Here is a 21,657-nt window from a genome sequence, read left to right as displayed (position 1 = left end):
GCTCAAGAACTGGCGTCGCCGTCCACGCGGGGGAAACCGGAGATGCCACGCCAGGCCAGCGCCGACATCAGGGCGACCGCTTCGTCGCGCGAGACGGTGCCCTTGCGGGGCAGCCACCAGCGGGCGGCGGTCTCGGAGAGCCCGGTCAGCCCGGAGGCCAGCAGCAGGGCGCGTTCGGAGTCCAGACCGGTGTCCGCGGCGATGACGCCGGCGATCGCCTCGACGCACACCCGCGTCCCGCGGTCGACGATCGCCCGGACGTCCTCGTCGTTGCGCAGGTCGGACTCGAAGACCAGACGGAACGCCTCGCCGTCGGCGTCGATGAAGTCGAAGTAGGCGCCGACGGCCGCGTCGACCCGGGCCCGGTTGTCGTCGGTGCCGCCCATCGCCGCGGCCACCCGGTCGGCGAGCCCGGAGACGTGCTCCTCCAGCAGGGCCAGGTACAGCTCACGCTTGCCGGGGAAGTGCTGGTACAGGACCGGCTTGCTGACCCCGGCGCGGATGGCGATGTCGTCCATGGCGGCGGCGTGGAAACCCTGCGCGACGAAGACGTCCTGAGCGGCCCGGAGAAGCTGTAGTCGGCGCGCGCCGCGCGGCAGTCGGGACGTGCGCCGGCCGGCCGCGGCGGGGAGTGAGGGCTGCATGGCAGGGGAGATGCTACCGACGGGTCCCGGGCCTGCCAGCCCGGACGCCGAGAGCATTACGGTCGGGGCGATGTCCGACGCCCCGCTGTCGCCGACCCCCCTGCCACCGCTGGACGCCGCGCTGCCGCCCTGGCCGGGCGAGGAGGTCCCCGTCCGCGGGGGAGCGCTCTTCGTCCGGCGGACCCCGTGGAGGGGACCGGTCGAGGGGGAGCCGGCCGACGGCGCGCCGCGGGAGCGGGCGCTCTACGTGCACGGCCTGGGCGGCGCCTCCACCAACTGGACCGACCTGGCCGCGCTGCTCGCCGTCCGCTTCGACGGCTGGGCCGTGGACCTGCCCGGGTTCGGCCGCTCGCAGCCCCCGCCGCGGGGGCGGTACTCGATCCGCGGTCACGTGCGCGCCGTCGTCGACGTCCTCGAGCACGTCGCCGCGCAGCCCGGGGAGGGGCACGGACGTCCGGTGCACCTGGTCGGCAACTCACTCGGCGGACTCGTCAGCCTCCTGGTGGCCGCTTCCCGGCCGGATCTGGTCGCGACCCTCACCCTGGTCTCACCGGCGATGCCGGTGTACCGGGTCCCCCCGGCGTTCAGCCGGGCGCTGCTGCTGCTCCTGGTGCCCGGGGTGCCCACGCTCGCGGAACGACGGCTGGCCGGGGTGTCCCCGGAGGCGAGCGTCCGGTCGATGGTGCGGGCCTGCTTCGGCGACCCCGACGCGGTCCCCGCCGGACGGATCGACCAGGCCCTGCAGGAGATGCGCGAGCGTGCCGAGCAGCCGTGGGCCGACCGGGCCCTGGCGCGGAGCATGCGCGGGTTGATCACCTCCTACCTGCGCTTCGGTCCGGCGAACGCCTGGCGGGCGGCTCGGGGTCTGCGGATGCCGACCCTCGTGGTGTGGGGCAGCCGCGACCGGCTGGTCGACCCCGCGCTGGCCCCACGGCTGGCAGCGGCCGTGCCGGACAGCCGCCTCATGGTGATCGAGGGGGTGGGGCACGTGGCCATGCTGGAAGCCGCGGAGCCGACCGCGCGCGCGGTGCTGGCGATGGTGGAGGAGGTGGCCGGCCGACCGGGCGCCGCTCCTTGCCCGGCTGCTGCCGACACGCCACGCAGCGTGAGACCCTGAGGGACCGGGGGGCGGCGGCGAGGCAGGAGGACGACGGTGGGCGGACGTCTGACCGATGGCCGTCCGGCGGCATCCCAGGGTCCGCGCGCCGCACGCAGCCGGCCCGTTCCGCCCGCGGCCCGACGCGGCCCTGCGCCGGTCGGCCGGGTCCGCCGATTCGCCCGGCGCCACGGTTGGCGGGCCTATGCCCTGCCCCTGCTGGCCCTCGCCACGATCGCCGTCCTCGTCGACCTGGCCCTCCACCCGCCGGTGCCGGCGCCGGCGGCGAGCAGCGAGCCCGGTGCGGCGCCACCGTCGGCCATGGAGGTGGCACCGATCCCGCCGGTCCGTCCGGCGGAGCCGGCCGCTCCCGCCGAGGGTGACGTCGGGCCGACGGAGACCGCGCCGCCGGCGACCGTGGAGGAGTACGTCGAGCAGGGCGCGGGCACGCTGTCCGTCGTCGACGGCGGCTCGGCCGTGTCCGGCAGCGGACCGCTGCAGCGCTTCGTCGTCGAGGTGGAGGACGGCATCGGCGTCGACGGCGCCGCGTTCGCCGACGCCGTGACGGCGACCCTCGCCGATCCCCGGTCGTGGGGCAACGGCGGCCGGATGTCGTTCCAGCGGGTGGGCGTGGGCGCCGAGTACGACTTCAAGGTGAGCCTGGTGAGCCCGGGCAGCATGGAGATCTACTGCCCGGGTGTGGGCACCGGTGGCTACACCTCCTGCCGGTACGGCGAGCGCGCGGTCATCAACCTGGCCCGTTGGGCCACCGCGGTCCCGCACTACGACGGCGACCTCGCCACCTACCGGCCGTACGTCGTCAACCACGAGGTCGGGCACGCCCTCGGCAACGGGCACCAGCCCTGCCCGGGGCCGGGCCAGCTCGCCCCGGTCATGCAGCAGCAGACGCTCGGGCTCGAGGGCTGCGTGAAGAACGCCTGGCCGTACCCGTAGTCGCCGCCCGGAGCCGACGGTGTGCGCGGATGCGCAGTTCCGAGCCTTGAACTGCGCATCCGCGCACACGATCGGGTGCTCCGCCGGCGCGATGGCCGCCGTCCGCCGGGAAGAGGTCGGCCTGTCACGCTGTTGTGCACACGAACGCCGGCCCGCGACGTTGGGCCGCTGTCCGCGACATGAAGGAGCAAGCGTGTCCCTGCCACCCCTGGTGGAGCCCGCGGCCGACCTGTCCATCGACGAGGTCCGCCGGTACAGCCGCCACCTGATCATCCCCGACGTCGGGATGGACGGGCAGAAGCGGCTGAAGAATGCCAAGGTGCTCGCCGTCGGCGCCGGTGGGCTCGGGTCCCCGGTGCTCATGTATCTGGCCGCGGCCGGTGTCGGCACCCTCGGCATCGTCGAGTTCGACACCGTCGACGAGTCGAACCTGCAGCGCCAGATCATCCACGGGCAGTCCGATGTCGGCCGGTCCAAGGCCGAGAGCGCGCGCGACTCCATCAAGGAGATCAACCCGCTGATCGACGTCCGGCTGCACGAGACCCGCCTGGACAGCGAGAACGTGCTCGACATCTTCCGCGAGTACGACCTGATCGTCGACGGCACCGACAACTTCGCCACGCGCTACCTGGTCAACGACGCCTGCGTGCTGCTGGACAAGCCCTACGTGTGGGGCTCGATCTACCGGTTCGACGGCCAGGTCTCGGTGTTCTGGAACGAGCACGGCCCGAACTACCGCGACCTCTACCCCGTGCCCCCGCCGCCCGGCATGGTCCCGAGCTGCGCCGAGGGCGGCGTGCTCGGCGTCCTGTGCGCCACGGTCGGCGCGATCCAGGCCACCGAGGCGGTCAAGCTGATCACCGGCATCGGCGAGACGCTGCTCGGCCGGCTGATGGTCTACGACGCCCTGGAGATGACGTTCCGCACCATCAAGGTGCGCAAGGACCCCGAGGGTGAGCCGATCACCGGCCTCATCGACTACGAGGCCTTCTGCGGCGTCGTCTCGGAGGAGGCCCAGCAGGCGGCCGCGGGCGCGACGATCACCGTCGACGAGCTCAAGGACATGATGGACGCCGGCAAGGACTTCGAGCTGATCGACGTCCGGGAGCCCAACGAGTACGAGATCGTCTCCATCCCGGGCGCGAAGCTGATCCCTAAGGACGAGATCCTCTCCGGTCGGGCGCTGGCATCGCTGCCGCAGGACAGGCCGATCGTGCTGCACTGCAAGACCGGGGTGCGTTCCGCCGAGGCGCTGGCGGCGATCAAGAACGCCGGCTTCTCCGACGCCGTGCACGTCCAGGGCGGCGTGACGGCGTGGGCCACCCGCATCGACAAGGCTCTACCGACGTACTGACGGCGTCGTCCCAGGGTCCCGCGGCACGCGAAGCGTGTCGTGGGCGGGGACGAGGTCCTTTCGCTCGCGCCCCGACCCTCGCTCCGCTCGGGCCGGGACCCTGCGAGGGGGCCGTTCCAGAACGTCACCGCGCTCGGGCCGGGACCCTGCGAGGGGGCCGTTCCAGCAACTCACCTGGGCCCGGTCGGCCTCCCTTCAGGAGAGGCGGGCCGGGCCCTCGGCATGTTCACTTCTCCCATGTCCGACTTCTCGCCCGTGGAGCTCCTCGAGCTCTTCCAGCGCGCCCAGAACCAGTTCACCGACCGGGTCGACGCCGTCGAGCCGGACCGCTGGGAGGACCAGGCGCTGCCGGAGTGGACGGTCGCCGATCTCGTGGCGCACCTGATCAGCGAGCAGCTGTGGGTGCCGCCGCTGATGGCCGGCGAGCCGTACGCCGAGGGCCGCTTCCCCGACGAGACCGGTGACCTGCTCGGCAACGACCCGCTGCTCGGCTGGGAGTCCGCGGCCGACGGCGCGCTGTCGGCCTTCGCCGAGGACGAGGGGCTGGTCCGGACGGTGCACCTGTCCCGGGGGCCCACGCCCAGCGCCGAGTACATCTTCGAGATGGCCGTCGACCTCACCGTGCACGCCTGGGACCTGGCGCACGCGACCTGCGGCGACACCGAGCTGGACGGCGAGCTGGTGACCGCGGCGCTCGTCTACGCCGAGCGGCTGCCCGAGGACGGCGTCCCCGGGCTGTTCGACCCACCGCTGGACGTCTCCGCCGCCGCCGACCCGCAGACGCGGCTGCTGGCGCGGTTCGGTCGCCGCGGCTGATGCGGCGGTAGCAACCCCGGCTTCCGCTCGGCAGCGGGATGATGCGGCCATGACCGTCGACTGCGGCACTCGGAGGGCACGTACGTCTGCGATCGGGGTGCTCCTCCTGATGCCCATGGCCGCTGTGTCCACCGGGTGCGCCGACCGCTCGGCCGGCCCCTCGTCGCCGACGGAGGAGCAGCGGTACAGCGCCACGGCGATGGTGCTGGAGTCGGCCGGGCACGGCCCGCAGCTGTGCCTCGGTGGAGTGGCCGAGAGCTACCCGCCGCAGTGCGGGGGTCCCGACGTGGTGGGCTGGGACTGGGAGGCGGTCGACGGAGAAGAGACCGCTGCCGGCACGACCTGGGGCGAGTACACCGTGACCGGGACGTGGGACGGGGAACAGCTGACAGTGACCGAACGGCCCGCTCGGCCGGAGCCGCTCGACGGCCATTCCGGGGACGAGCCCTTCGCCACCCCCTGCGAGCCGCCTGCCGGCGGATGGGCGGTGGTCGACCCGTCGACCGCGACGCAGGACCACATGGACACCGCCATCGAGTACGCCCGGGCGCAGCCCACCCACGCCGGCGTGTGGCTCGACCAGCTGGCGCCACCCGAGCAGCCGGTGCGCGAGGAGCGCTTCGATCCCGCCGACGCGGTGCTGAACATGCGCTTCACCGGCGACCTCGAGCGCATCCAGCGGGAGGTTCGCGAGCTATGGGGCGGACCGCTGTGCATCACCCGGGCAGAGCGGACGCTGGACGAGTTGCTCGCCGTCCAGCAGGAGCTGCACGGGGACCTGGACGACATTCTGGGTTCGAGCGTCGACGAGGTCCAGGGCGTCGTGGAGATCACGGTCCCCGTGGCCGACGAGGAGCTGCTCAACCGGCTCGACGAGCGGTACCCCGGAGACGTCGTCGAGGTCCACGGGAGACTCCAGCCCGTGCCCTGAGTGGGGTCGGCCGCCCCGCCGGACGGCCGGGGCGGAGAACTGCGACTGTTCGAGACCAGCAGGGGGTGCCCATGAGTCCGCGGCCACCGGGCGAGGACCCCTGCGGTCCACCGCGGTCGCCGGGATGCACCGGATCCGGCGAACCGCGACCACCCGTTGAGTCGCCCGAGGCGCCCAGCGAACCGCCGTCCCCGGCGGCCCGCGCGCTGGACGTCGACGAGGCGGTGTTCGACGCCGTCGAGGACATCCCGCCGGGCCGGGTGAGCACCTACGGCGCGATCGGCCGGCTGGTCGGCGTCGGCCCGCGGCGGGTCGCCCGCGCGCTCTCGCAGGGCGGGGGAGCGGTGCCCTGGCACCGGGTGGTCCGCGCGGACGGCACGGCTGCCGAGCCGGTCCGCGTCCGGCAGCTGGAGCTGCTCGCCGCCGAGGGCGTCCCGGTGCGCAACGGCCGGGTCGACCTGGCCGCCGTCGCCTGGCCCTGACCGTGCTCCGTGGGGACCAGGTGATGGGCTCCGATCACCTGGTCCCCGTGGCCTCGCGGGCCGACGACGTCGTCCGGGCCCACGCCGGGTCATCCCGCCGGCTGACCCAGCACCGGTTCCCGCTCGTTCAGCGGCTGCAGCGGTCGGGCGCTCTCGCCGACGGCTTCCTCGAAGCCGGTGATGACCTCGGCCGGCGCGGTGGCCGTCTCCTGCATCACCAGCCACTGCACGCCCTCGGTGCACGGCGGGGTGGTCAGCGATCCCTCGTACTGGTAGGTGGTCCGGTCCTCGGGCAGCAGGGTGCCGGCGTCGAAGTCGGCGACCGAGACGGTCTGCTCCCCGGTCGGCAGGTCGGCCCAGGCCTCGGCCAGCGCGGACGAGGACTCCCCCTCCTCGACGAGGACGCCGACGACGGCCAGCTCCCCCGCAGCGTTCTGGTGCACGAGATGCACCTCCAGATCGGTGCGCTCGCCGGCGAAGGCATGCTCGCTGGGTGCGTGCGCGTGGAACTGCAGGAGCTCGTAGTCCTCGCCGGCCACGGTGATCCCACCGGCCGAGGACCCGGCGTCGGCCTGGATCGTGTGGCCGGTGTCGACCACCTCGTAGGCGGCCGGCTGGTAGTCGTAGGTGACGACGGCTGCCTCGCCCTGGGCAGCGTCTGCGGGAGCCGGCAGGTCGACGGGCGACTGGCGCTCGCCGGCGGCGCAGGTGGCGTAGTCGGCCTCGAGCTCGGCCCAGTTGGCCGGGCCGGTCTCCCCCTCGTAGGACCAGGAGCTCTCCTCGGGCGATTCCGCCTCCGGTTCCTTCAGGCCGGGGGTGTCCACGGTGGCGGGCGCGTCGGCCGTGCTGTCCTCGGTCCCCCCGCAGGCGGCGACGAGAAGAACGGCAGCCGCCGCCGCGGCCTGGGTGGTCATGCGCAACGTACGGGGGCTTGCTACGGGTGAACTGGCCATGACCGTCCTGTTCTCGGTCGCCCGTGGGACGAACCGGCTCGGTCACACATCGCGACCAATCCGTGACCTGCTCCGCCCCCGGCCGGCGGAGGATGCCGGCAACGGGAAGACAGCACGCCTCCGGTGGGTCGTCGGAGTTCCTGCCACTCGGGGCGGCGGAGGTGCCGGTATGGCGGTAGGCGTCTCCGGCGCTGGCCGGTCAGCACTACAGTTCGCCGCCGGTCCTACCGATCAGCTGGACATGAACACGATGGCATGCCGGGCGGTCGCCCAGGCCGGGCTGGTCGCAGGAACCGCGTCCCTGGACGAGGAGCGGGCCTTCCCGCTCCTCCTGGTCGCGGGGTGGCTGACCACCGCGGCCGATCTCATGCTCGAGCAGGCGCTCATGGACTCGCTGGGCTGACCCGCCCGGCACACCTGTCGTGCCTGGCACGGGAACGTCGGACCCCCGTGCTTCCATCGGGGGGTGGCACAGCGCGGAGGTGAGAGCGGGCCGGTCTACCGGCTGCTGCCGGGTCGGTCGTCGGGTAGCACCGCGCCGGTCCTCGACCCGACGCAGCAGGCGGTCGTCGACCATCCCGGCGGGCCGCTGCTGGTCCTGGCCGGTCCCGGCACGGGGAAGACGACGACGATCGTCGAGGCGGTCGCGACCCGGATCGATGCCGGGATCGGCCCCGAGCAGATGCTCGTCCTGACCTTCAGCCGCAAGGCGGCCGCGGAGCTGCGCACCCGCATCACCGCGCGCGTCGCCCGCACCATCCGCGAGCCCCTGGCCCGCACCTTCCACTCCTACGCCTACGGCGTGCTCCGCCGCGCCGCGGTGCTCCGGGGCGACGCACCGCCGCGGCTGCTCACCTCCGCGGAGCAGGACGCCGTGGTCGCCCAGCTGCTGGAGGGGGACGCCGAGGGGGAGGGCGCGGTCCGCTGGCCGGCGGACCTGGTGCCTGCCCTCGGCACTGCCGGGTTCCGCACGGAACTGCGCGAACTGCTGCTCCGGGCCACCGAGCGCGGGGTCGGCTCGTCGACGTTGGCCGCCTGGGGGCGGCAGACGGGCAACGAGCACTGGGTGCACGCCGCCGCCTTCCAGGAGCAGTACGAGGGCGTCACCGCTTTCCACACCGCTGCCCGGGGCGACTCCTCCGGATACGACCCGGCCGAGCTGGTCCGCCAGGCGATCTTCGAGCTCACCGACGACCCCGAGCTGCTCCGTCAGGAGCGCGAGCGCGCCCGCTGGCTGTTCGTCGACGAGTACCAGGACACCGACCCCGCACAGGTCGAGCTGCTCGACCTGCTCGCCGGCGGTGGGGGCAACCTGGTGGCCGTCGGCGACCCCGACCAGTCGATCTACGCGTTCCGCGGTGCGGAACCGCGCGGCATCGTCGAGTTCCCCGATCGGTTCCGGCACACCGACGGGCGCCCGGCGTCGCGGGTGCCGCTCGGCGTCTGCCGGCGGTCGGGTGCGGAGCTGCTGCGGATCAGCCGGGCCGTGGCCGAGGGGCTGCCCGGTCCCTGGGCGCACCGTCGGCTGATCGCGGGGGAGGGCACGCCCCCGGGCGAGGCGGAGGTCCACGTCTTCGGCTCTGCCGCGGTCGAGGCCGCCTACGTCGCCGACATCCTGCGTCGCGCCCACCTGCTCGACGGCTTGCCGTGGTCGCAGATGGCCGTCGTCGTCCGCACCGCTGCGGTGCTCGGGCCCTTCCGCCGCGCGCTGGCCTCGGCGGGGGTTCCGGTGGCGGTCTCCACCGACGAACTGCCGCTGGCCGCCCAGCCCGCCGTCGCCCCGCTCCTCAGTGCGCTGACGGCGCTGCTCCCCGGTCCCGACGGGGAGCCTGCCGGGTTCGACGAGCCGGCGGCAGAGGCGCTGCTGGCCTCGCCGCTCGGCGGGGCCACCGTGCTGGATCTGCGCCGGCTGCGCCGGGCGGTGCGCGTCGCGCTGGCCAGGCAGGGGGTCGACCTCGCCGAGCGTGGCACCCCGCTGGCCCTCGCGCTGGCCGACGACGCGCTCGTGGAGGCGCTGCCCGAGCACGTCGCGCGGCCGGCGAGCCGGGTGGCGGCGGTCATGGCCGCCGGCCGCCTGGCGCTGGCCCAGGACGGCACCGCTGAGGACGTGCTGTGGTCCATGTGGCAGCGCAGCGGGCTGGCCACCCGGTGGGCGCGTCTCAGCGCGGCGGGCGGGCCCTCGGGCGCGGTGGCCGACCGCGATCTCGACGCCGTCGTCGCGCTCTTCGACGCCGCAGCCGGCTTCGTCGACCGGCTGCCTTCGGCCGACGTCCGGGCCTTCGTGGCCCACCTCTCGGCGCAGGAACTGCCCGGTGACACCGGTGCGGCCCGGGCGGTCGCCGGCGAGACCGTCCGGCTGCTCACCGCACACGCCGCCAAGGGCCTGGAGTGGGAGCTGGTCTGCGTCTCGGGCGTCCAGGAGGGGGTGTGGCCCGACCTGCGGGAACGGGCGTCGCTGCTGGGCGCCGAAGTACTGGTCGAGAAGGCGGCGGGCATCGACGGCGCCCGCACCGACCGCCGCACCCTCGCGCTCGCCGAGGAACGCCGGCTGTTCTACGTGGCCTGCACCCGTGCCCGCCGCCGGCTGGTGGTCACCGCGGTCGAGGGCGCGCTCGACGGCGCGGACGCCGGGGCGACGGCCTCCCGGTTCCTCGATCTGGTGCAGCCTCCGCCGCTGGAGGGCCGGCCGCTCACCGAGCTGCCGCGGGCCCTGACGCTGTCCGCGCTGGTGGCCGAGCTGCGGCGGTCGCTGACCGATCCGCACACCGCGGCGCCCCGCCGCTCGGCGGCGGCCTCGGTGCTGCGCCGGCTCGCCGGCGAAGGCGTGCCCGGCGCCGTGCCCGCCCGCTGGTGGGGGTTGGCGCCCCTGTCCGACGACGCACCGCTCGTGCCGGAAGAGGAGCCCGTGCGCGTGCGGCCCTCCGCCATCGAGACCTTCCAGCGCTGCCCGCTGCGCTGGGTGCTCGGCGCGGTCGGGGCCGAGGCCTCGCCCGATGCCACCCGCACGGTGGGCACCGCAGTCCACGAGGTCGCCCAGCAGGTGGCCGAGGGACTGTCGGCCGCCGACGCGCGGACGGCGCTCGACACCGAGCTCGACCAGCTCGACCTCGGGCCCGGCTGGGCCGACCAGCGACAGCGCGTCCAAGCACAGGAGATGCTCGACCGGTTCCTGCGCTGGCACTCCACCAACGGCCGGGAGCTGCTGGCCGCGGAGGGCGACGTGGACGTCGTCGTCGGGCGGGCGCGGATCCGCGGGCAGGTGGACCGGCTGGAACGCGACGCCGAGGGCCGGCTGGTCGTCGTCGACCTCAAGACCGGCAAGACCACCGCCAAGAACACCGAGGAGCACGGCCAGCTGGCCGCCTACCAGGTGGCGATCGCCGCCGGTGGGTTCGCCGAGCACGGCACGGTGCCCGGCGGGGCGGCCCTGCTGCAGATCGGCACCGGCGCCAAGGCCAAGGAGCAGCACCAGGAGCCCCTGCCGGCGGGCGTCCCGCTCGGCGAGACGTGGGCCGGTGAGCTCGTGGCCGAGGTCGGCGACGGGATGGGCGCGGGCACCTTCGAGGTGCGCACCGGTACGCACTGCTCGCGCTGCCCGGCCCGCCGCAGCTGCCCGCTGCAGGAGCGCGGACGGCAGGTGACCGGATGACCCCGCGTGCGGAGCGGCCCCGTTCCGGGTTCCCTCGCGAGCCGGCGAGCGGAGGGGAGAACGGGGACCTCCAACAGCTGTCCTTCGACGACCTGCTGGCCGGTGCGCCCGCCGAGCAGCGGGTCCCGCGCCGGTTGCTCACGCCGGCCGAGGTCGCCACGCGCTGCGGGCTGGCGTACGCCCCGTCCGATGAGCAGGCCGGTGTGGTCCGCGCCCCCGCCGACCGGCCGCTGGTCGTCGTCGCCGGCGCCGGCTCGGGCAAGACCGAGACGATGGCCGCCCGGGTGTCCTTTCTGGTGGCCAACCGGATCGTGGAGCCCGAGGCGATCCTGGGTCTCACCTTCACCCGCAAGGCCGCCAGCGAGCTGAACGAGCGGATCCGGCTGCGGCTCGGCGCCCTCGCCCGGCACCCGGAGACCGAGGCCGACCTCCGGGAACGGCTGGCTATCGCCCAGCCCACGGTGTCGACGTACCACGGGTACGCGGCGGCCCTGGTCGCCGAGCACGGGCTGCGGATCGGGGTGGAGCCCGGTGCGGGCGTGCTCGGCCCGGCCATGTGCTGGGGACAGGCCACGACGGCGGTGACCGCCTGGACCGGGGACATGTCCGACGTCCCGCTCACCCTGCTCACCACCGTCGAGGACGTCCTCGCCCTGGCCGCCGAGATGGGCGAGCACGACGTCATCCCCACCGCCCTGCGTGCCTGGACCGCGCGGCTGGAGGCGCAGATCGCCGGCTACGCCGACGCGCCGCGCAAGAAGGGGCCCTACGCGGCGGTCAGCGAGATGGTCGCCCGGCAGCGGGCACGGGTGGCCCTGCTGCCGCTGGTGAAGGAGTTCGAGGCCCGCAAGCGGGCGATGGGCTCGATCGACTACGCCGATCAGGTCGCCTACGCCGCCAGGATCGCCGTCACGTCCGCCGAGGTCGGCCGCCGCGAGCGCGCCCGGTGGAAGGTCGTGCTGCTCGACGAGTACCAGGACACCAGCGTCGGCCAGCTGCGCATGCTCGAGGCGCTCTTCGGCGGCGCCAGCGGGCACCCGGTGCTCGCCGTCGGCGACCCCCGCCAGTCCATCTACGGCTGGCGCGGTGCGTCGGCCGGCACCATCGAGCGGTTCGACCGCACCTTCCCCGGGCTGCCCGGCCGCGAGGCCCAGCGGCTGACGCTCGCCACCAGCTGGCGCAACGACGAGGCCGTTCTCGCCGTCGCCAACGCGGTGTCGGGGATGCTGCCGCCTCCGGCCCAGCCGCTGCCCGACCTCGCGCCGGCCCCCACCGCGGGCCGGGGCTCGGTGACCGTCGGGCTGTACGCGACCGTCGCCGAGGAGACGACGGCGCTGGCCGACCGGCTGGCGGAGGCCTGGTATTCGGGCCTGGGGATCGCAGGTCGTGACGAGTGCGGCCCGGAGGGCTCCGCGCAGGAGCGACGCAGCGGCTCCGCTGACCAGGGGAACGGCACCTGGTCGCGGTGCCGTCCGGAGGACGGCCAGGTGCATCGCCCGCCGTCGATGGCCGTGCTGGTGCGCACCCGCAAGCAGCTGCCGGGCATCGCCGCGGCGCTGCGTGAGCGGGGGCTACCGGTGGAGGTCGTGGGCCTCGGAGGGCTGCTCGAGGTGCCCGAGGTCTCCGACGTCGTCGCCACCCTCACCGTGCTCGTCGACCCCACCGCCGGTGACGCGCTGGGTCGCCTGCTCACCGGGGCCCGCTGGCGGATCGGCCCGCGGGACCTCGCCGCGCTGGAGGCCCGCGCCCGTGCGCTGGTGCACTCCCGCCGCCCGGCCCGGCCGGCCGACGGCGATGAGGCCGCCGCGGCCACGCCCGAACCGCCGCAGGAGCGGGGCAGCATCATCGAGGCGCTGGACGACCTGGGGGACGCCGAGCAGTATTCGCCGGTCGGCCACCGCCGGCTGCGCCGGCTGGGCGGCGAGCTCGCGCACCTGCGCGGCCGGATCGGGGAGTCCCTGCCCGACCTGGTCGACGAGGTCGCCCGCATGCTGGGGATGGAGACCGAGCTGGCCAGCGCACCCGGGGTCAGCCCGGCCGGTGCGCGGGCGCACCTGGACGCGCTGCACGGGGTGGCCGCGGAGTTCACCGAGCTGGCCGACCTGCCGTCGCTGCCGGCGTTCCTGGGATACCTGCGCGATGCCGAGGAACGCGAACGCGGCCTGGAGCCCGGGGAGGTGGCGGTCAACCCGGAGGCGGTGCAACTGCTCACCGGGCACTCGGCCAAGGGGCTGGAGTGGGACGTCGTCGCCGTGCCGGGGATGACCGTCGACCAGTTTCCCGCGCGGTCGAACGCCGGCGACTCCTGGATCAAGGACCCGGGCGCCGTCCCGGTCGACCTCCGCCTCACCGACCGTGCCGAGCTGCCGCAGCTGCGGCTGCCGGTGCCGGGTTCGGGGGACCAGGCCGTGGTGCGGGACGCCCTGGAGGAGTACGTCCAGGACTGGAAGGACTTCGGTCGGGACGAGGAGGTGCGGCTGGGCTACGTCGCCGTCACCCGCGCCAAGCGGCTGCTGCTGTGCTCGGGCAGCTGGTGGCGCGACGGCGTCAAGCCCTGCGGGCCGTCGTCCCTGCTGCACACGGCCAAGGAGGCGTGCGAGGCCGGCGCCGGCACCGTCGTGCACTGGGCGCCCGCGCCCGAGGACGGCGCGACCAACCCGGCTCTGGATGAGTGGCCGGTCGGTCAGTGGCCGGCCGATCCGCTCTCGGAGCCGCGCCGGCGCGCCCTGACCGCCGCGGCCCAGCTGGTCGATGGCGCCGCGCCGCACCCGCTGGATCCGGAACTCGCCCTCGGCGAACCGGACGACCTCGTCGCCTCCTGGGTGCGCGACGCCGACCTGCTGCTGCGCGAGCGGACCGTCGCCGCCAGCTCCACGGTGGAGGTGCCGCTCCCGTCCCACCTCTCGGTCTCGGCGCTGGTCACGCTGCGCCGCGACCCCGGCGAGCTGGCCCGGCGGCTGCGCCGGCCGATGCCGGCCGCCCCGGCACCCCAGGCCCGCCGCGGCACCGCGTTCCACGCCTGGCTCGAGGAACGGTTCGGCGCGGCACGGTTGGTCGACCTGGACGAGTTGCCCGGCTCCGGTGACGAGCTCGCCGCCCCCGACGACCAGCTCGAGCAACTGCGGGAGGCCTTCCTCGCCAGCGAGTGGGCCGACCGGCAACCGGTCGAGGTCGAGGTGCCGTTCGAGACGCCGCTCGGCTCGCTGACCCTGCGCGGCCGGATCGACGCCGTCTTCCAGCGCGAGGACGGCGGCTACGAGGTCATCGACTGGAAGACCGGCTCGCCGCCGTCCGGGTCGGAACTGGCCGCCGCCGGGGTGCAGCTGGCCGCCTACCGGCTGGGCTGGTCGCGGCTGACCGGGGTGCCGGTGGAACGGGTCAGCGCCGGCTTTCACCACGTGGCGGCCAAGGAGACCATCCGGCCGGTCGACCTGCTGGACGAGGCGGGCCTGCTCGCCCTGATCAACGGGACCGGTTGACGGTTCTTCCGGCCGCGCTGCGACCGGTGAGCGTCGGGCGGTGACGCTCTTGCGGCGCCGTCGATCAGTGGGGCCACAGACACGCAGCAGCGCGCCGAGTTGCGGGGCAGTGTGTCCTTGAAGGCGGCTTCAGAGACAGGGCGCCGACGGAACGATGTGCGCGGACGGGCAGTTCTCAATCCAGAAACTGCCCGTCCGCGCACACTGTTCGGCTGCATCGACGCGCCCCACGCGTCACGGACCAGGGCCTCCGGTGGTCGCCTTCCCCGCGACACCACTACGGTCGGGTGGATGGGAGGGGTCTTGCGCACGTTCCGCACCGACGGCGACAACGACGATCCGCTTCCCCCGATCGACCTCTACCGCCTGGCCGTCGAGGAGTACCGCTTCCAGGCTGAGTTCAACTGGAAGCGCACGCAGTACTTGCTGGCCTTCAACGCAGCCATCCTGGCGGCCGGCACCGCCGTTTCGGGTCGGTTCGGCGAGTTCGCGATCCCCGTCTTCGCACTGGGGGTGGTCACCTGCGTGCTCGCGATATTGGTCCAACGTCAGCAGCACAGCTACTACCGAGCGGCGCGCGACCGCATGCGCCGGCTCGAGGTTCAGTTCAGGGTTCCGGAACCGGCAGACACGACGGCGACGCTGGGCAAGCGCACCCGAAGCTTCTCGGTCACGGGCCTCATTTACACCCTGACGACCGCGATCGCCGTCGCCGACGTGGCTGCGATCGTCTACTCGCTGAGGTAGCTCAGCATCCTGGCTGCGTGGTCGCCCGGAACCGGAACCACATGCGATGGCGTCACGCCTTCAAGGCAGCGCCAGTTGTCGCCGAGGCCTCGTCCTCTCGGACGCCACCTGTCGCGCTCGCCATCTGTATGCCGCCCTTGGGCACCGGCCGGCTCGCCCTGCGACGAGGCACCTTTACGGACGAGCAATCTGTGGACTCTCCCTCAGGAGGACCGACAGGGTGGCGTGCGCGCCTGGATGGTTCACTCAAGCCCGACCGCATGGGTATCTCATGGTCGGCCGCTCATGGACCCTCTCGCAGCTCGGACGTTCCCGCGGGAACGTCCCGGCCACTGACCACGCGGGGCCAGGACGACAGGTCCTGCTCCGCCGGTGAGCGTCAGAGTCCTCCGGCGCCGGTGAACTGCACGATCGGAGGCGCGGCGACATACCCACCGCCGCCGCCCCCGTCGTCGTCCGGATCACCGCAGGCGGCCAGTCCCGAGGCGAGCAGGGCGAAGACGGTGACCAGCCGCATCCGCCGGCGCGCCGGCCCGCGGCGGGCAGCCTTCAGGTCCGACGGGTTCGGCACTCTTCCGACCACGGGTCCTCCTCTGCAACGCGCTGAGAGCACCAGCATGCCCCGTGCCGGCATCGCGCGCAGCGGTACCGCGCGACCAGCCCCGCGCAGTGTCAGGTCGAGGCGACGCGGTCCAGGATCGCCGTCGCCAGCCGCTCGGGCGCTTGCTCCGGGACCCAGTGCGTGATGCCGGGCAGCTCCACGAACCGGTAGTCCCCGGTCACGAACTCCTCGCACGCCTGCGCGGCGGTACGGCCGATGGCGACGTCGCCGTCGCTCCACACGTACGTCGTCGGCACCTCGACCTTGTCCACCCGGATGTCCGAACTCATGGCCCGGTACCAGTTCAGCGCCGCGGTGAGCGCGCCGGGCGCCGAGAGCACCGCCACGTACTCGTCGACCGCCTCCGGCGAGACCCCCGTCTCGCCCTCGGCGCCCAGCAGCATCCGGCGGAGCCGCCGGGCGTCGTCGGCGAGCAGCACCTCCTCGGCCTTGCCGGGCTGCCAGAACAGCCGGATGTAGGCCGAGCGCTCCTTCTGCTCCGGGTCGATGCGGAAGGCCGCGGTGTAGGCGGCCGGGTGCGGCACGGAGACCGCCGTCAGCGACCGCACCCGGTCGCTGTGCCAGGCGGCCAGCGTCCAGGCGACGTTGGCGCCCCAGTCGTGCCCGACGACGTCGGCGACCGGGATCTCCAGCGCCGCCATGAGGTCCGCCGTCACCTGCGCCAGGTTCTGCATGGAGTAGGCCGCCACCTCGCCCGGGCGCGCACCGGGGGAGTAGCCGAGCTGATCGGGGGCGTACGTGCGCAGCCCGGCCTCGGCGAGCAGCAGCGTCACGGCGGCCCAGGACGCCGAGGTCTGCGGGAATCCGTGCAGCAGCAGTACGGGACGGCCGTCCTCCGGTCCGTCGACGCGCACGTCGAAGGTCAGGTCGCCGACATCGGTGCGCAGCAGCTCTCCGGGCATGCCTCGGACGCTAACGGTCACGGATCCGGAGCGCGTCCCCCGGGAACGTCGGGCACCTGCCGCCGCGTTGGACCCTGCATGTCGCTGACCCGACGGCAGTTCCTCGCCGCGGCCGCCGGCGTGGGTGGAGCAGCCCTCACCGGCGGTGTCCTCGCCGACCAGGTGTGGCCGCTGCTCAGCCGGGAGGACCTGGTTCCCGGCCGGACCCCCGAGCTCGTGCTCCCGTCCCAGGCCTGGACCACCACCCCCGACCGCCTCACCTTCGCCGCGGTCGGGGACACCGGCACCGGCGGCCGGCAGGCGGTCGCGGTCGCCACCCGCATGGCCCAGGGGTACGAGCAGAACCCTTACGGGCTGATCACCCATCTCGGCGACATCTGCTACTACGGCAAGATCGAGAACCGCTTCGACGACGTGTTCCTCCGCCCCTACGGCCCGCTGATCGAGGCAGGGGTCGACGTCGAGCTGGCGATCGGCAACCACGACGGCGAGGTCTACTTCAGCGACGCCCGGCTCGAGGAGATCGAGACCGAGCTGCGGTTGCTCGGCACGCCGGCCCGCTACTACCGCACCACCCACGGCCCGGTGGACTTCTTCTACCTGGACTCCAGCACGCCGGGCCTGTTCGGCTCCGGCGCCTCCGCGCAGCTGGACTGGCTGGACGACGCCCTCGCCACCTCGACGAGCCAGTGGAAGATCGTCTGCCTGCACCATCCGCCGTACTCCTCGGGCCGGCACGGCGCGACCCCCGGCGCGGAGGACATGCTGGTTCCGGTCCTCGAGCGGCACGCGGTCGACCTGGTGCTGGCCGGGCACGACCACAACTACGAGCGCACCATCCCGCTCGACGGGATCACCTACGTGGTCAGCGGTGGTGGCGCCAAGCTCACCCCGGTCCGGCCCAGCCGGATCACCGCGGCCGCCGCGTCGGTGCTGCAGTACCTGCACGTGGAGGTCGACGGCGACCGGCTGACCGCCCGGTGCATCCGCCCCGACGGCGGCCTGGTCGACCGGTTCACCCTGCGGGCGCGCGAGGGCCGATGAGCACCCGGGTTCGGGCGAGACGGACCGTCCGCGAGAGTGCGGCGGCCCTCTACGGGCTGGCCGCGCTCGGCGTCGTCGTCGCCCCGGCGCTGATCCTCGACTCGACCGCGGCAGGTGGCGGGGTGGCGCCGTCGTGGCAGGCGCTGGACCTGCTGGCGGTCAGCGCGGTGCTGGGGCTCGGCTACGGGGTCGTCTGCTACCGGCGGTTGCGCCGGCAGTCGACGATGACCCGCTCCCGGCCGAACGTCTGGATCGGGGCCGTGCACGCTTTCGTGGCGCTGGCCCTGCTGTCCTCGGTGCTGCTCGCCGTCGTCCTGCACCAGTTGGGCAACCTGCAGACGCCGCTGGCCGGGCAGGAGTGGACGCTGCTCGCGCTGTGGGGTGGGGTGCAGCTGCTCGCGATCGCGGTCGCGGAGGCGGTGGAGCGCGGGGTGTTCCGCTGGCTCACCAGCCCCGAACGCCGGGCGGCAGCCGGACACGGCGAACGTCCCGTCCCGGCCCGCCACTACCGTCGGGGACCGTGACCAGCGCCGAACGGAACTTCGTCCTCGACCACCTCGACGACCTGCACGCCGATCTCGACGCCTGGTTGCGCATCCCGTCGATCTCGGCCGACCCGCTGCACGCGCGGGACGTCGCCGCCAGCGCCACGTGGCTGGCCGACGCGCTGCGCCGGGTCGGCTTCCCGACCGTCGAGATCTGGCCGACCGACGGCGCGCCCGCCGTCTTCGCCGAGTGGCCGTCGGCCGACGCGGACGCGCCGGTGGCGCTGGTCTACGGCCACCACGACGTGCAGCCGGTCGACCCGCTGGAGCTCTGGGACCACCCGCCGTTCGAGCCGACCCGCGTCGAAGGCCCTGATGGTCCCGAGCTGCACGCCCGCGGGGCGATCGACGACAAGGGCAACGTCGCCTTCCACCTGCTCGGCATCCGCGCGCACCTCGCCGCCACCGGCCGGGACACCCCGGCCGTCACGGTCAAGCTGCTGATCGAGGGCGAGGAGGAGTCCGGCTCGCCGCACTTCCGCAGGTTGCTGGAGGACCGGCGGGACCGGCTGGCCTGCGACGTCGTCGTCGTCAGCGACACCGGCATGGCCGCTCCGGACGTGCCCAGCGCGGTGACGGCGATGCGCGGCCTGGCCGACGCGGAGATCACCCTGCGCGGTCCGGCCGTCGATCTGCACTCCGGATCGTTCGGCGGGGCGGTCCCGAACCCGCTGCACGCCCTGGCGGAGCTCCTCGCGAAGCTGCACGACGACCAGGGCCGGGTCACCCTGCCCGGGTTCTACGACAAGGTGCGGCCGCTGTCCGACCGCGAGCGCGAGCTCATGAGCCGGGTGCCGTTCGACGAGCAGGCGTGGCTGGCCGGTCCCGCGGCTTCGCGGGCGACGGCCGGCGAGGCCGGCTTCAGCACCCTCGAGCGGACCGGTGCGCGGCCGACCGCCGAGGTCAACGGTATGTGGGGCGGCTACACCGGACCCGGCCACAAGACGATCATCCCGGCCGAGGCGCACGCCAAGCTGACCTTCCGGCTGGTCTCCGGCCAGCGGCCGGAGGACGTCGGCCCGCAGCTGCAGTCATGGGTACAGGCCAACGTCCCGGCGGGGATCGAGGCCGAGGTGCACACCCCGCCCGGCGGTGTGGCGCCCTGCGCCAGCGACCTGGACTCCCCGGCGATGGACGCGCTGCTGGCGGCCATCGGCCAAGCCTTCGACACCGCGCCGGAGGACGTGCTGTTCACCCGTGAGGGCGGCAGCGGCCCCGAGGCCGATCTCGTCGAGGTGCTGGCCGCGCCGCTGCTGTTCCTGGGCGCCGGCCTGCCGACCGACCGCATCCACTCGCCGAACGAGCGGGTGCTGCTGCCGATGCTGTACCGCGGAGCCGAGGCGGCGGCGCACCTGTGGCGGGAGCTGGGCGCCCGGCGCTCGGGCTAGCGCCCCGGCGGCCGCCCCGGCCACGGAGCCGAGGCGGTGCGGACGTTCCCGCGCGGGAACGTCCGCACCGGGGTTCACCGCGTTCCCGCTGGAACGTCCGGGCCCCGCGTCCCGACGACGACGGTGGCGCCGAGGTCCTCGTCGACCACCAGCCGGGCGGCCAGCCCCGCGACGGAGACGACGTCGACGGCGGTACCGGCCTGCTCCTCGCTGCACTCGAACAGCAGCGCCCCACCCGGCGCGAGCCAGCGGGCTGCGCCGTCGACCAGCCGGCGGACGAGGTCCAGGCCGTCGCCGCCGCCGTCCAGGGCCGGCCGTGGCTCGTGGTCCCGTGCCTCCGGCGGCATCAGCGCGATCGCCGCGGTGGGGACGTAGGGCACGTTGGCGGTGAGGACGGCGATCCGGCCCACGAGCTCGTCCGGCAGGGCGGCGAACAGGTCTCCCTCGTGGACGGGGACGAGGGGCAGGTTCCGCCGGGCGCAGGCCACCGCGGCGGCGTCGACGTCGGTGGCGTGCAGATCGATCCCCGGGACGGCGGCGGCCAGTGCTGCCCCCACCGCGCCGGTGCCGCAGCACAGGTCCACGACGACCGAGCCGGAGTCGGCGAGCGTCACCGCCGCACGGACCATCAGCTCGGTGCGCCGGCGGGGCACGAAGACGCCGGGCGCGACGGCGATCCGCAGGCCGCAGAACTCCGCCCAGCCCAGGACCTGCTCCAACGGCGCCCCGGCCACCCGGCGGTCGACCAGCGCGGCCAGCTCGGCGGCGTCCCGCGCGGCCGAGACCAGCAGCCGTGCCTCGTCCTCGGCGAAGACGCACCCGGCGCCGCGCAGCCGGCGCACGACGGCCGGGTCGGGTGCGACTGCCTTCCCGACGTCCAGGGTGACCTCCTGGTGGGCGCGGTGGGCGAGGACGGCGGTCGGAACGCCTTACGCTGCACCCGTGACCGGGGTCGGGCAGGATGCTGCGCCGGGCTGGTACCCCGACCCCGGCGGCGCGACCGGCATGGTGCGCTGGTGGGACGGGCTGGGCTGGTCCGACGTCATGATGCCCGCCGGTCCGGGCGTCGCCGTGCACAGCGGCCCGGCCGGACCGCCGGCGCCGGCGCCGGGCTCGGCCCCCGCCGAGCTCCCTGCCACACCGCCGGGATCTCCGCGACCGTCCTCCTTCGGCCTGTGGGCGGCGGCCGGGGCGGTGCTGGTGCTCGTCGTCGCCGTCGTCGTCTCGGTGCTCTGGCTCCGTCCCGGCACGACCGCTCCCGACCGCAGCGCGGCCGCCCAGCAGCCCGGTCCACCCCCGCCACCGTCGGCCGGGCCGGCGTTCCCGCCCGGCACCGTCCGGATCATCGACGAGGCAGCCGGCATCTCGTACCCGTACCTGGGCGAGGGCTGGCAGGAGTTCGACCTGGGCGTCCAGATGGAGACCACGTCGACCGCCGGGCAGTACTTCACCACCCAGGAGGACACCCCCGACGGCGGGATCTTCATCTCCCAGTGCACCTCCGGCCCGGTGGCCGAGTGGTACGGGTGGGCCGGCCCGTCGACCCTCCGGAGCACCACCCAGGGGCTCGCCGACAGCGTGCGGGCGAACTACTACCCGGTCCCCAACGAGCGCGAGGTGCTGCGCGACGAGCCCCGGACAGTCGACGGGCACGCCGCACACCTCTACGAGTTCGCGCTCACCTGGGACGTCCAGGGGTACGACGCCTCCGGCGAGCGCGCTGCGCTGCTGCTGATCGACGTCGGCCGCCCGGCGCCGGCGCTGCTCTACGTCTCCATCCCCAACACCCACGCCGAGCTCTACGGCGTCATCGACCGGGTCATCGAGTCCGTCGACGTGCTGTGACTTCGTCATCCTCCGGATGACACCGCGGCCAACGGCCGTCCCCCTGCGGCGCTGAGCCCGTCCGCGATCCTCCTCGGGGAGCCTTCGGCCCCCGCTCGTCGGTCGCCACCGCGGCCAACGGCCGTCCCCCTGCGGCGCTGAGCCCGTCCGCGATCCTCCTCGGGGAGCCTTCGGCCCCCGCTCGTCGGTCGCCACCGCGGCCAACG

Annotated in this window: 19 protein-coding genes; 14 read left to right on the top strand and 5 right to left on the bottom strand. The window is 74.3% G+C overall.

Translation table 11 applies throughout. From position 1 onward, the window contains the following. Positions 1–2: 2 nt before the first annotated feature. Positions 3–644 carry a TetR/AcrR family transcriptional regulator gene (locus QOZ86_RS06150; protein WP_284491086.1) on the bottom strand — a complete coding sequence of 214 codons (642 nt, stop codon included), beginning with the start codon at positions 642–644 and terminating at the stop codon, positions 3–5. A 70-nt stretch (positions 645–714) separates the two neighbouring features. On the opposite strand from QOZ86_RS06150, the gene QOZ86_RS06145 reads away from it, so the two are divergent. From QOZ86_RS06145 to QOZ86_RS06120, 6 genes are all read left to right on the top strand, one after another. Then, positions 715–1,761, top strand: a complete 1,047-nt coding sequence (locus QOZ86_RS06145) for an alpha/beta fold hydrolase (RefSeq protein WP_284491085.1) — start codon at positions 715–717, stop codon at positions 1,759–1,761. Positions 1,762–1,797: 36 nt separating this feature from the next. Further along, positions 1,798–2,694, top strand: coding sequence for a DUF3152 domain-containing protein (locus QOZ86_RS06140; protein ID WP_284491084.1), 897 nt, complete (start codon positions 1,798–1,800; stop codon positions 2,692–2,694). 193 nt (positions 2,695–2,887) lie between these two features. Further along, on the top strand, positions 2,888–4,048 hold the full coding sequence (gene moeZ / locus QOZ86_RS06135; protein ID WP_284491083.1) for an adenylyltransferase/sulfurtransferase MoeZ: 1,161 nt from the start codon (positions 2,888–2,890) through the stop codon (positions 4,046–4,048). 237 nt (positions 4,049–4,285) lie between these two features. Next, the gene (locus QOZ86_RS06130; RefSeq protein WP_284491082.1) at positions 4,286–4,864 is read left to right on the top strand and encodes a TIGR03086 family metal-binding protein; all 579 of its coding nucleotides are present in this window, start codon (positions 4,286–4,288) and stop codon (positions 4,862–4,864) included. A 109-nt stretch (positions 4,865–4,973) separates the two neighbouring features. Continuing rightward, positions 4,974–5,795 (top strand): hypothetical protein, encoded by an 822-nt coding sequence (locus QOZ86_RS06125; RefSeq protein WP_284491081.1) that lies wholly within the window; start codon positions 4,974–4,976, stop codon positions 5,793–5,795. Between the two features lie 224 nt (positions 5,796–6,019). Next, positions 6,020–6,277 carry an MGMT family protein gene (locus QOZ86_RS06120; protein WP_284491080.1) on the top strand — a complete coding sequence of 86 codons (258 nt, stop codon included), beginning with the start codon at positions 6,020–6,022 and terminating at the stop codon, positions 6,275–6,277. Between the two features lie 89 nt (positions 6,278–6,366). Here QOZ86_RS06120 and QOZ86_RS06115 read toward each other — a convergent pair whose 3' ends face one another. Further along, positions 6,367–7,191, bottom strand: a complete 825-nt coding sequence (locus QOZ86_RS06115) for a carbonic anhydrase (RefSeq protein ID WP_284491079.1) — start codon at positions 7,189–7,191, stop codon at positions 6,367–6,369. A gap of 280 nt (positions 7,192–7,471) precedes the next feature. Between QOZ86_RS06115 and QOZ86_RS06110 the strand changes: the two genes are divergently transcribed. From QOZ86_RS06110 to QOZ86_RS06095, 4 genes are all read left to right on the top strand, one after another. Continuing rightward, complete coding sequence (locus QOZ86_RS06110) at positions 7,472–7,633, top strand: hypothetical protein (RefSeq protein WP_284491078.1); 162 nt, start codon at positions 7,472–7,474, stop codon at positions 7,631–7,633. A gap of 63 nt (positions 7,634–7,696) precedes the next feature. Then, positions 7,697–10,879 carry an ATP-dependent helicase gene (locus QOZ86_RS06105; protein ID WP_284491077.1) on the top strand — a complete coding sequence of 1,061 codons (3,183 nt, stop codon included), beginning with the start codon at positions 7,697–7,699 and terminating at the stop codon, positions 10,877–10,879. Beyond that, positions 10,876–14,358, top strand: a complete 3,483-nt coding sequence (locus QOZ86_RS06100) for an ATP-dependent helicase (RefSeq protein ID WP_284491076.1) — start codon at positions 10,876–10,878, stop codon at positions 14,356–14,358. Before QOZ86_RS06105 ends, QOZ86_RS06100 begins: the two co-directional genes overlap by 4 nt. 303 nt (positions 14,359–14,661) lie before the next feature. Further along, a complete protein-coding gene (locus tag QOZ86_RS06095; RefSeq protein ID WP_284491075.1) occupies positions 14,662–15,105 on the top strand; it encodes a RipA family octameric membrane protein in 444 nt (147 codons plus the stop codon). Between the two features lie 379 nt (positions 15,106–15,484). On the opposite strand, the gene QOZ86_RS06090 is transcribed toward QOZ86_RS06095, so the two are convergent. Both QOZ86_RS06090 and QOZ86_RS06085 read right to left on the bottom strand, forming a co-directional pair. Further along, positions 15,485–15,688 carry a hypothetical protein gene (locus QOZ86_RS06090; protein WP_284491074.1) on the bottom strand — a complete coding sequence of 68 codons (204 nt, stop codon included), beginning with the start codon at positions 15,686–15,688 and terminating at the stop codon, positions 15,485–15,487. A gap of 89 nt (positions 15,689–15,777) precedes the next feature. After that, positions 15,778–16,629 carry an alpha/beta fold hydrolase gene (locus QOZ86_RS06085; protein WP_284491073.1) on the bottom strand — a complete coding sequence of 284 codons (852 nt, stop codon included), beginning with the start codon at positions 16,627–16,629 and terminating at the stop codon, positions 15,778–15,780. Between the two features lie 78 nt (positions 16,630–16,707). Between QOZ86_RS06085 and QOZ86_RS06080 the strand changes: the two genes are divergently transcribed. The 3 genes from QOZ86_RS06080 to QOZ86_RS06070 are packed head-to-tail and all read left to right on the top strand — an operon-like array spanning position 16,708 to position 19,606. Beyond that, a complete protein-coding gene (locus QOZ86_RS06080; protein ID WP_284491072.1) occupies positions 16,708–17,673 on the top strand; it encodes a metallophosphoesterase family protein in 966 nt (321 codons plus the stop codon). Beyond that, positions 17,670–18,197, top strand: a complete 528-nt coding sequence (locus tag QOZ86_RS06075; protein WP_284491071.1) for a hypothetical protein — start codon at positions 17,670–17,672, stop codon at positions 18,195–18,197. Before QOZ86_RS06080 ends, QOZ86_RS06075 begins: the two co-directional genes overlap by 4 nt. Next, on the top strand, positions 18,194–19,606 hold the full coding sequence (locus tag QOZ86_RS06070; RefSeq protein ID WP_284491070.1) for a M20/M25/M40 family metallo-hydrolase: 1,413 nt from the start codon (positions 18,194–18,196) through the stop codon (positions 19,604–19,606). The genes QOZ86_RS06075 and QOZ86_RS06070 overlap by 4 nt, the downstream gene beginning before the upstream one ends. Before the next feature lie 74 nt (positions 19,607–19,680). Here QOZ86_RS06070 and QOZ86_RS06065 read toward each other — a convergent pair whose 3' ends face one another. Continuing rightward, positions 19,681–20,448 carry a putative protein N(5)-glutamine methyltransferase gene (locus tag QOZ86_RS06065; protein ID WP_284491069.1) on the bottom strand — a complete coding sequence of 256 codons (768 nt, stop codon included), beginning with the start codon at positions 20,446–20,448 and terminating at the stop codon, positions 19,681–19,683. 100 nt (positions 20,449–20,548) lie between these two features. On the opposite strand from QOZ86_RS06065, the gene QOZ86_RS06060 reads away from it, so the two are divergent. Then, complete coding sequence (locus tag QOZ86_RS06060) at positions 20,549–21,451, top strand: DUF2510 domain-containing protein (RefSeq protein ID WP_284491068.1); 903 nt, start codon at positions 20,549–20,551, stop codon at positions 21,449–21,451. Positions 21,452–21,657: the final 206 nt, after the last annotated feature.

This window comes from Blastococcus capsensis, from assembly GCF_030165005.1.
Classification (GTDB): Bacteria; Actinomycetota; Actinomycetes; order Mycobacteriales; family Geodermatophilaceae; genus Blastococcus; species Blastococcus capsensis.
The sequence above is the reverse complement of the archived record's forward strand: the minus strand, read 5'-3'. Positions and strand labels throughout refer to the sequence as shown.

Excerpts from the sequence above, each read along its gene's own strand:
- QOZ86_RS06100 (WP_284491076.1), top strand. The coding sequence starts at position 10,876 with ATGACCCCGCGTGCGGAGCGGCCCCGTTCCGGGTTCCCTCGCGAGCCG.
- QOZ86_RS06130 (WP_284491082.1), top strand. The coding sequence starts at position 4,286 with ATGTCCGACTTCTCGCCCGTGGAGCTCCTCGAGCTCTTCCAGCGCGCC.
- QOZ86_RS06115 (WP_284491079.1), bottom strand. The coding sequence starts at position 7,191 with ATGACCACCCAGGCCGCGGCGGCGGCTGCCGTTCTTCTCGTCGCCGCC.
- QOZ86_RS06125 (WP_284491081.1), top strand. The coding sequence starts at position 4,974 with ATGCCCATGGCCGCTGTGTCCACCGGGTGCGCCGACCGCTCGGCCGGC.
- QOZ86_RS06085 (WP_284491073.1), bottom strand. The coding sequence starts at position 16,629 with ATGCCCGGAGAGCTGCTGCGCACCGATGTCGGCGACCTGACCTTCGAC.
- QOZ86_RS06145 (WP_284491085.1), top strand. The coding sequence starts at position 715 with ATGTCCGACGCCCCGCTGTCGCCGACCCCCCTGCCACCGCTGGACGCC.
- QOZ86_RS06110 (WP_284491078.1), top strand. The coding sequence starts at position 7,472 with ATGAACACGATGGCATGCCGGGCGGTCGCCCAGGCCGGGCTGGTCGCA.
- QOZ86_RS06150 (WP_284491086.1), bottom strand. The coding sequence starts at position 644 with ATGCAGCCCTCACTCCCCGCCGCGGCCGGCCGGCGCACGTCCCGACTG.
- QOZ86_RS06080 (WP_284491072.1), top strand. The coding sequence starts at position 16,708 with ATGTCGCTGACCCGACGGCAGTTCCTCGCCGCGGCCGCCGGCGTGGGT.
- QOZ86_RS06075 (WP_284491071.1), top strand. The coding sequence starts at position 17,670 with ATGAGCACCCGGGTTCGGGCGAGACGGACCGTCCGCGAGAGTGCGGCG.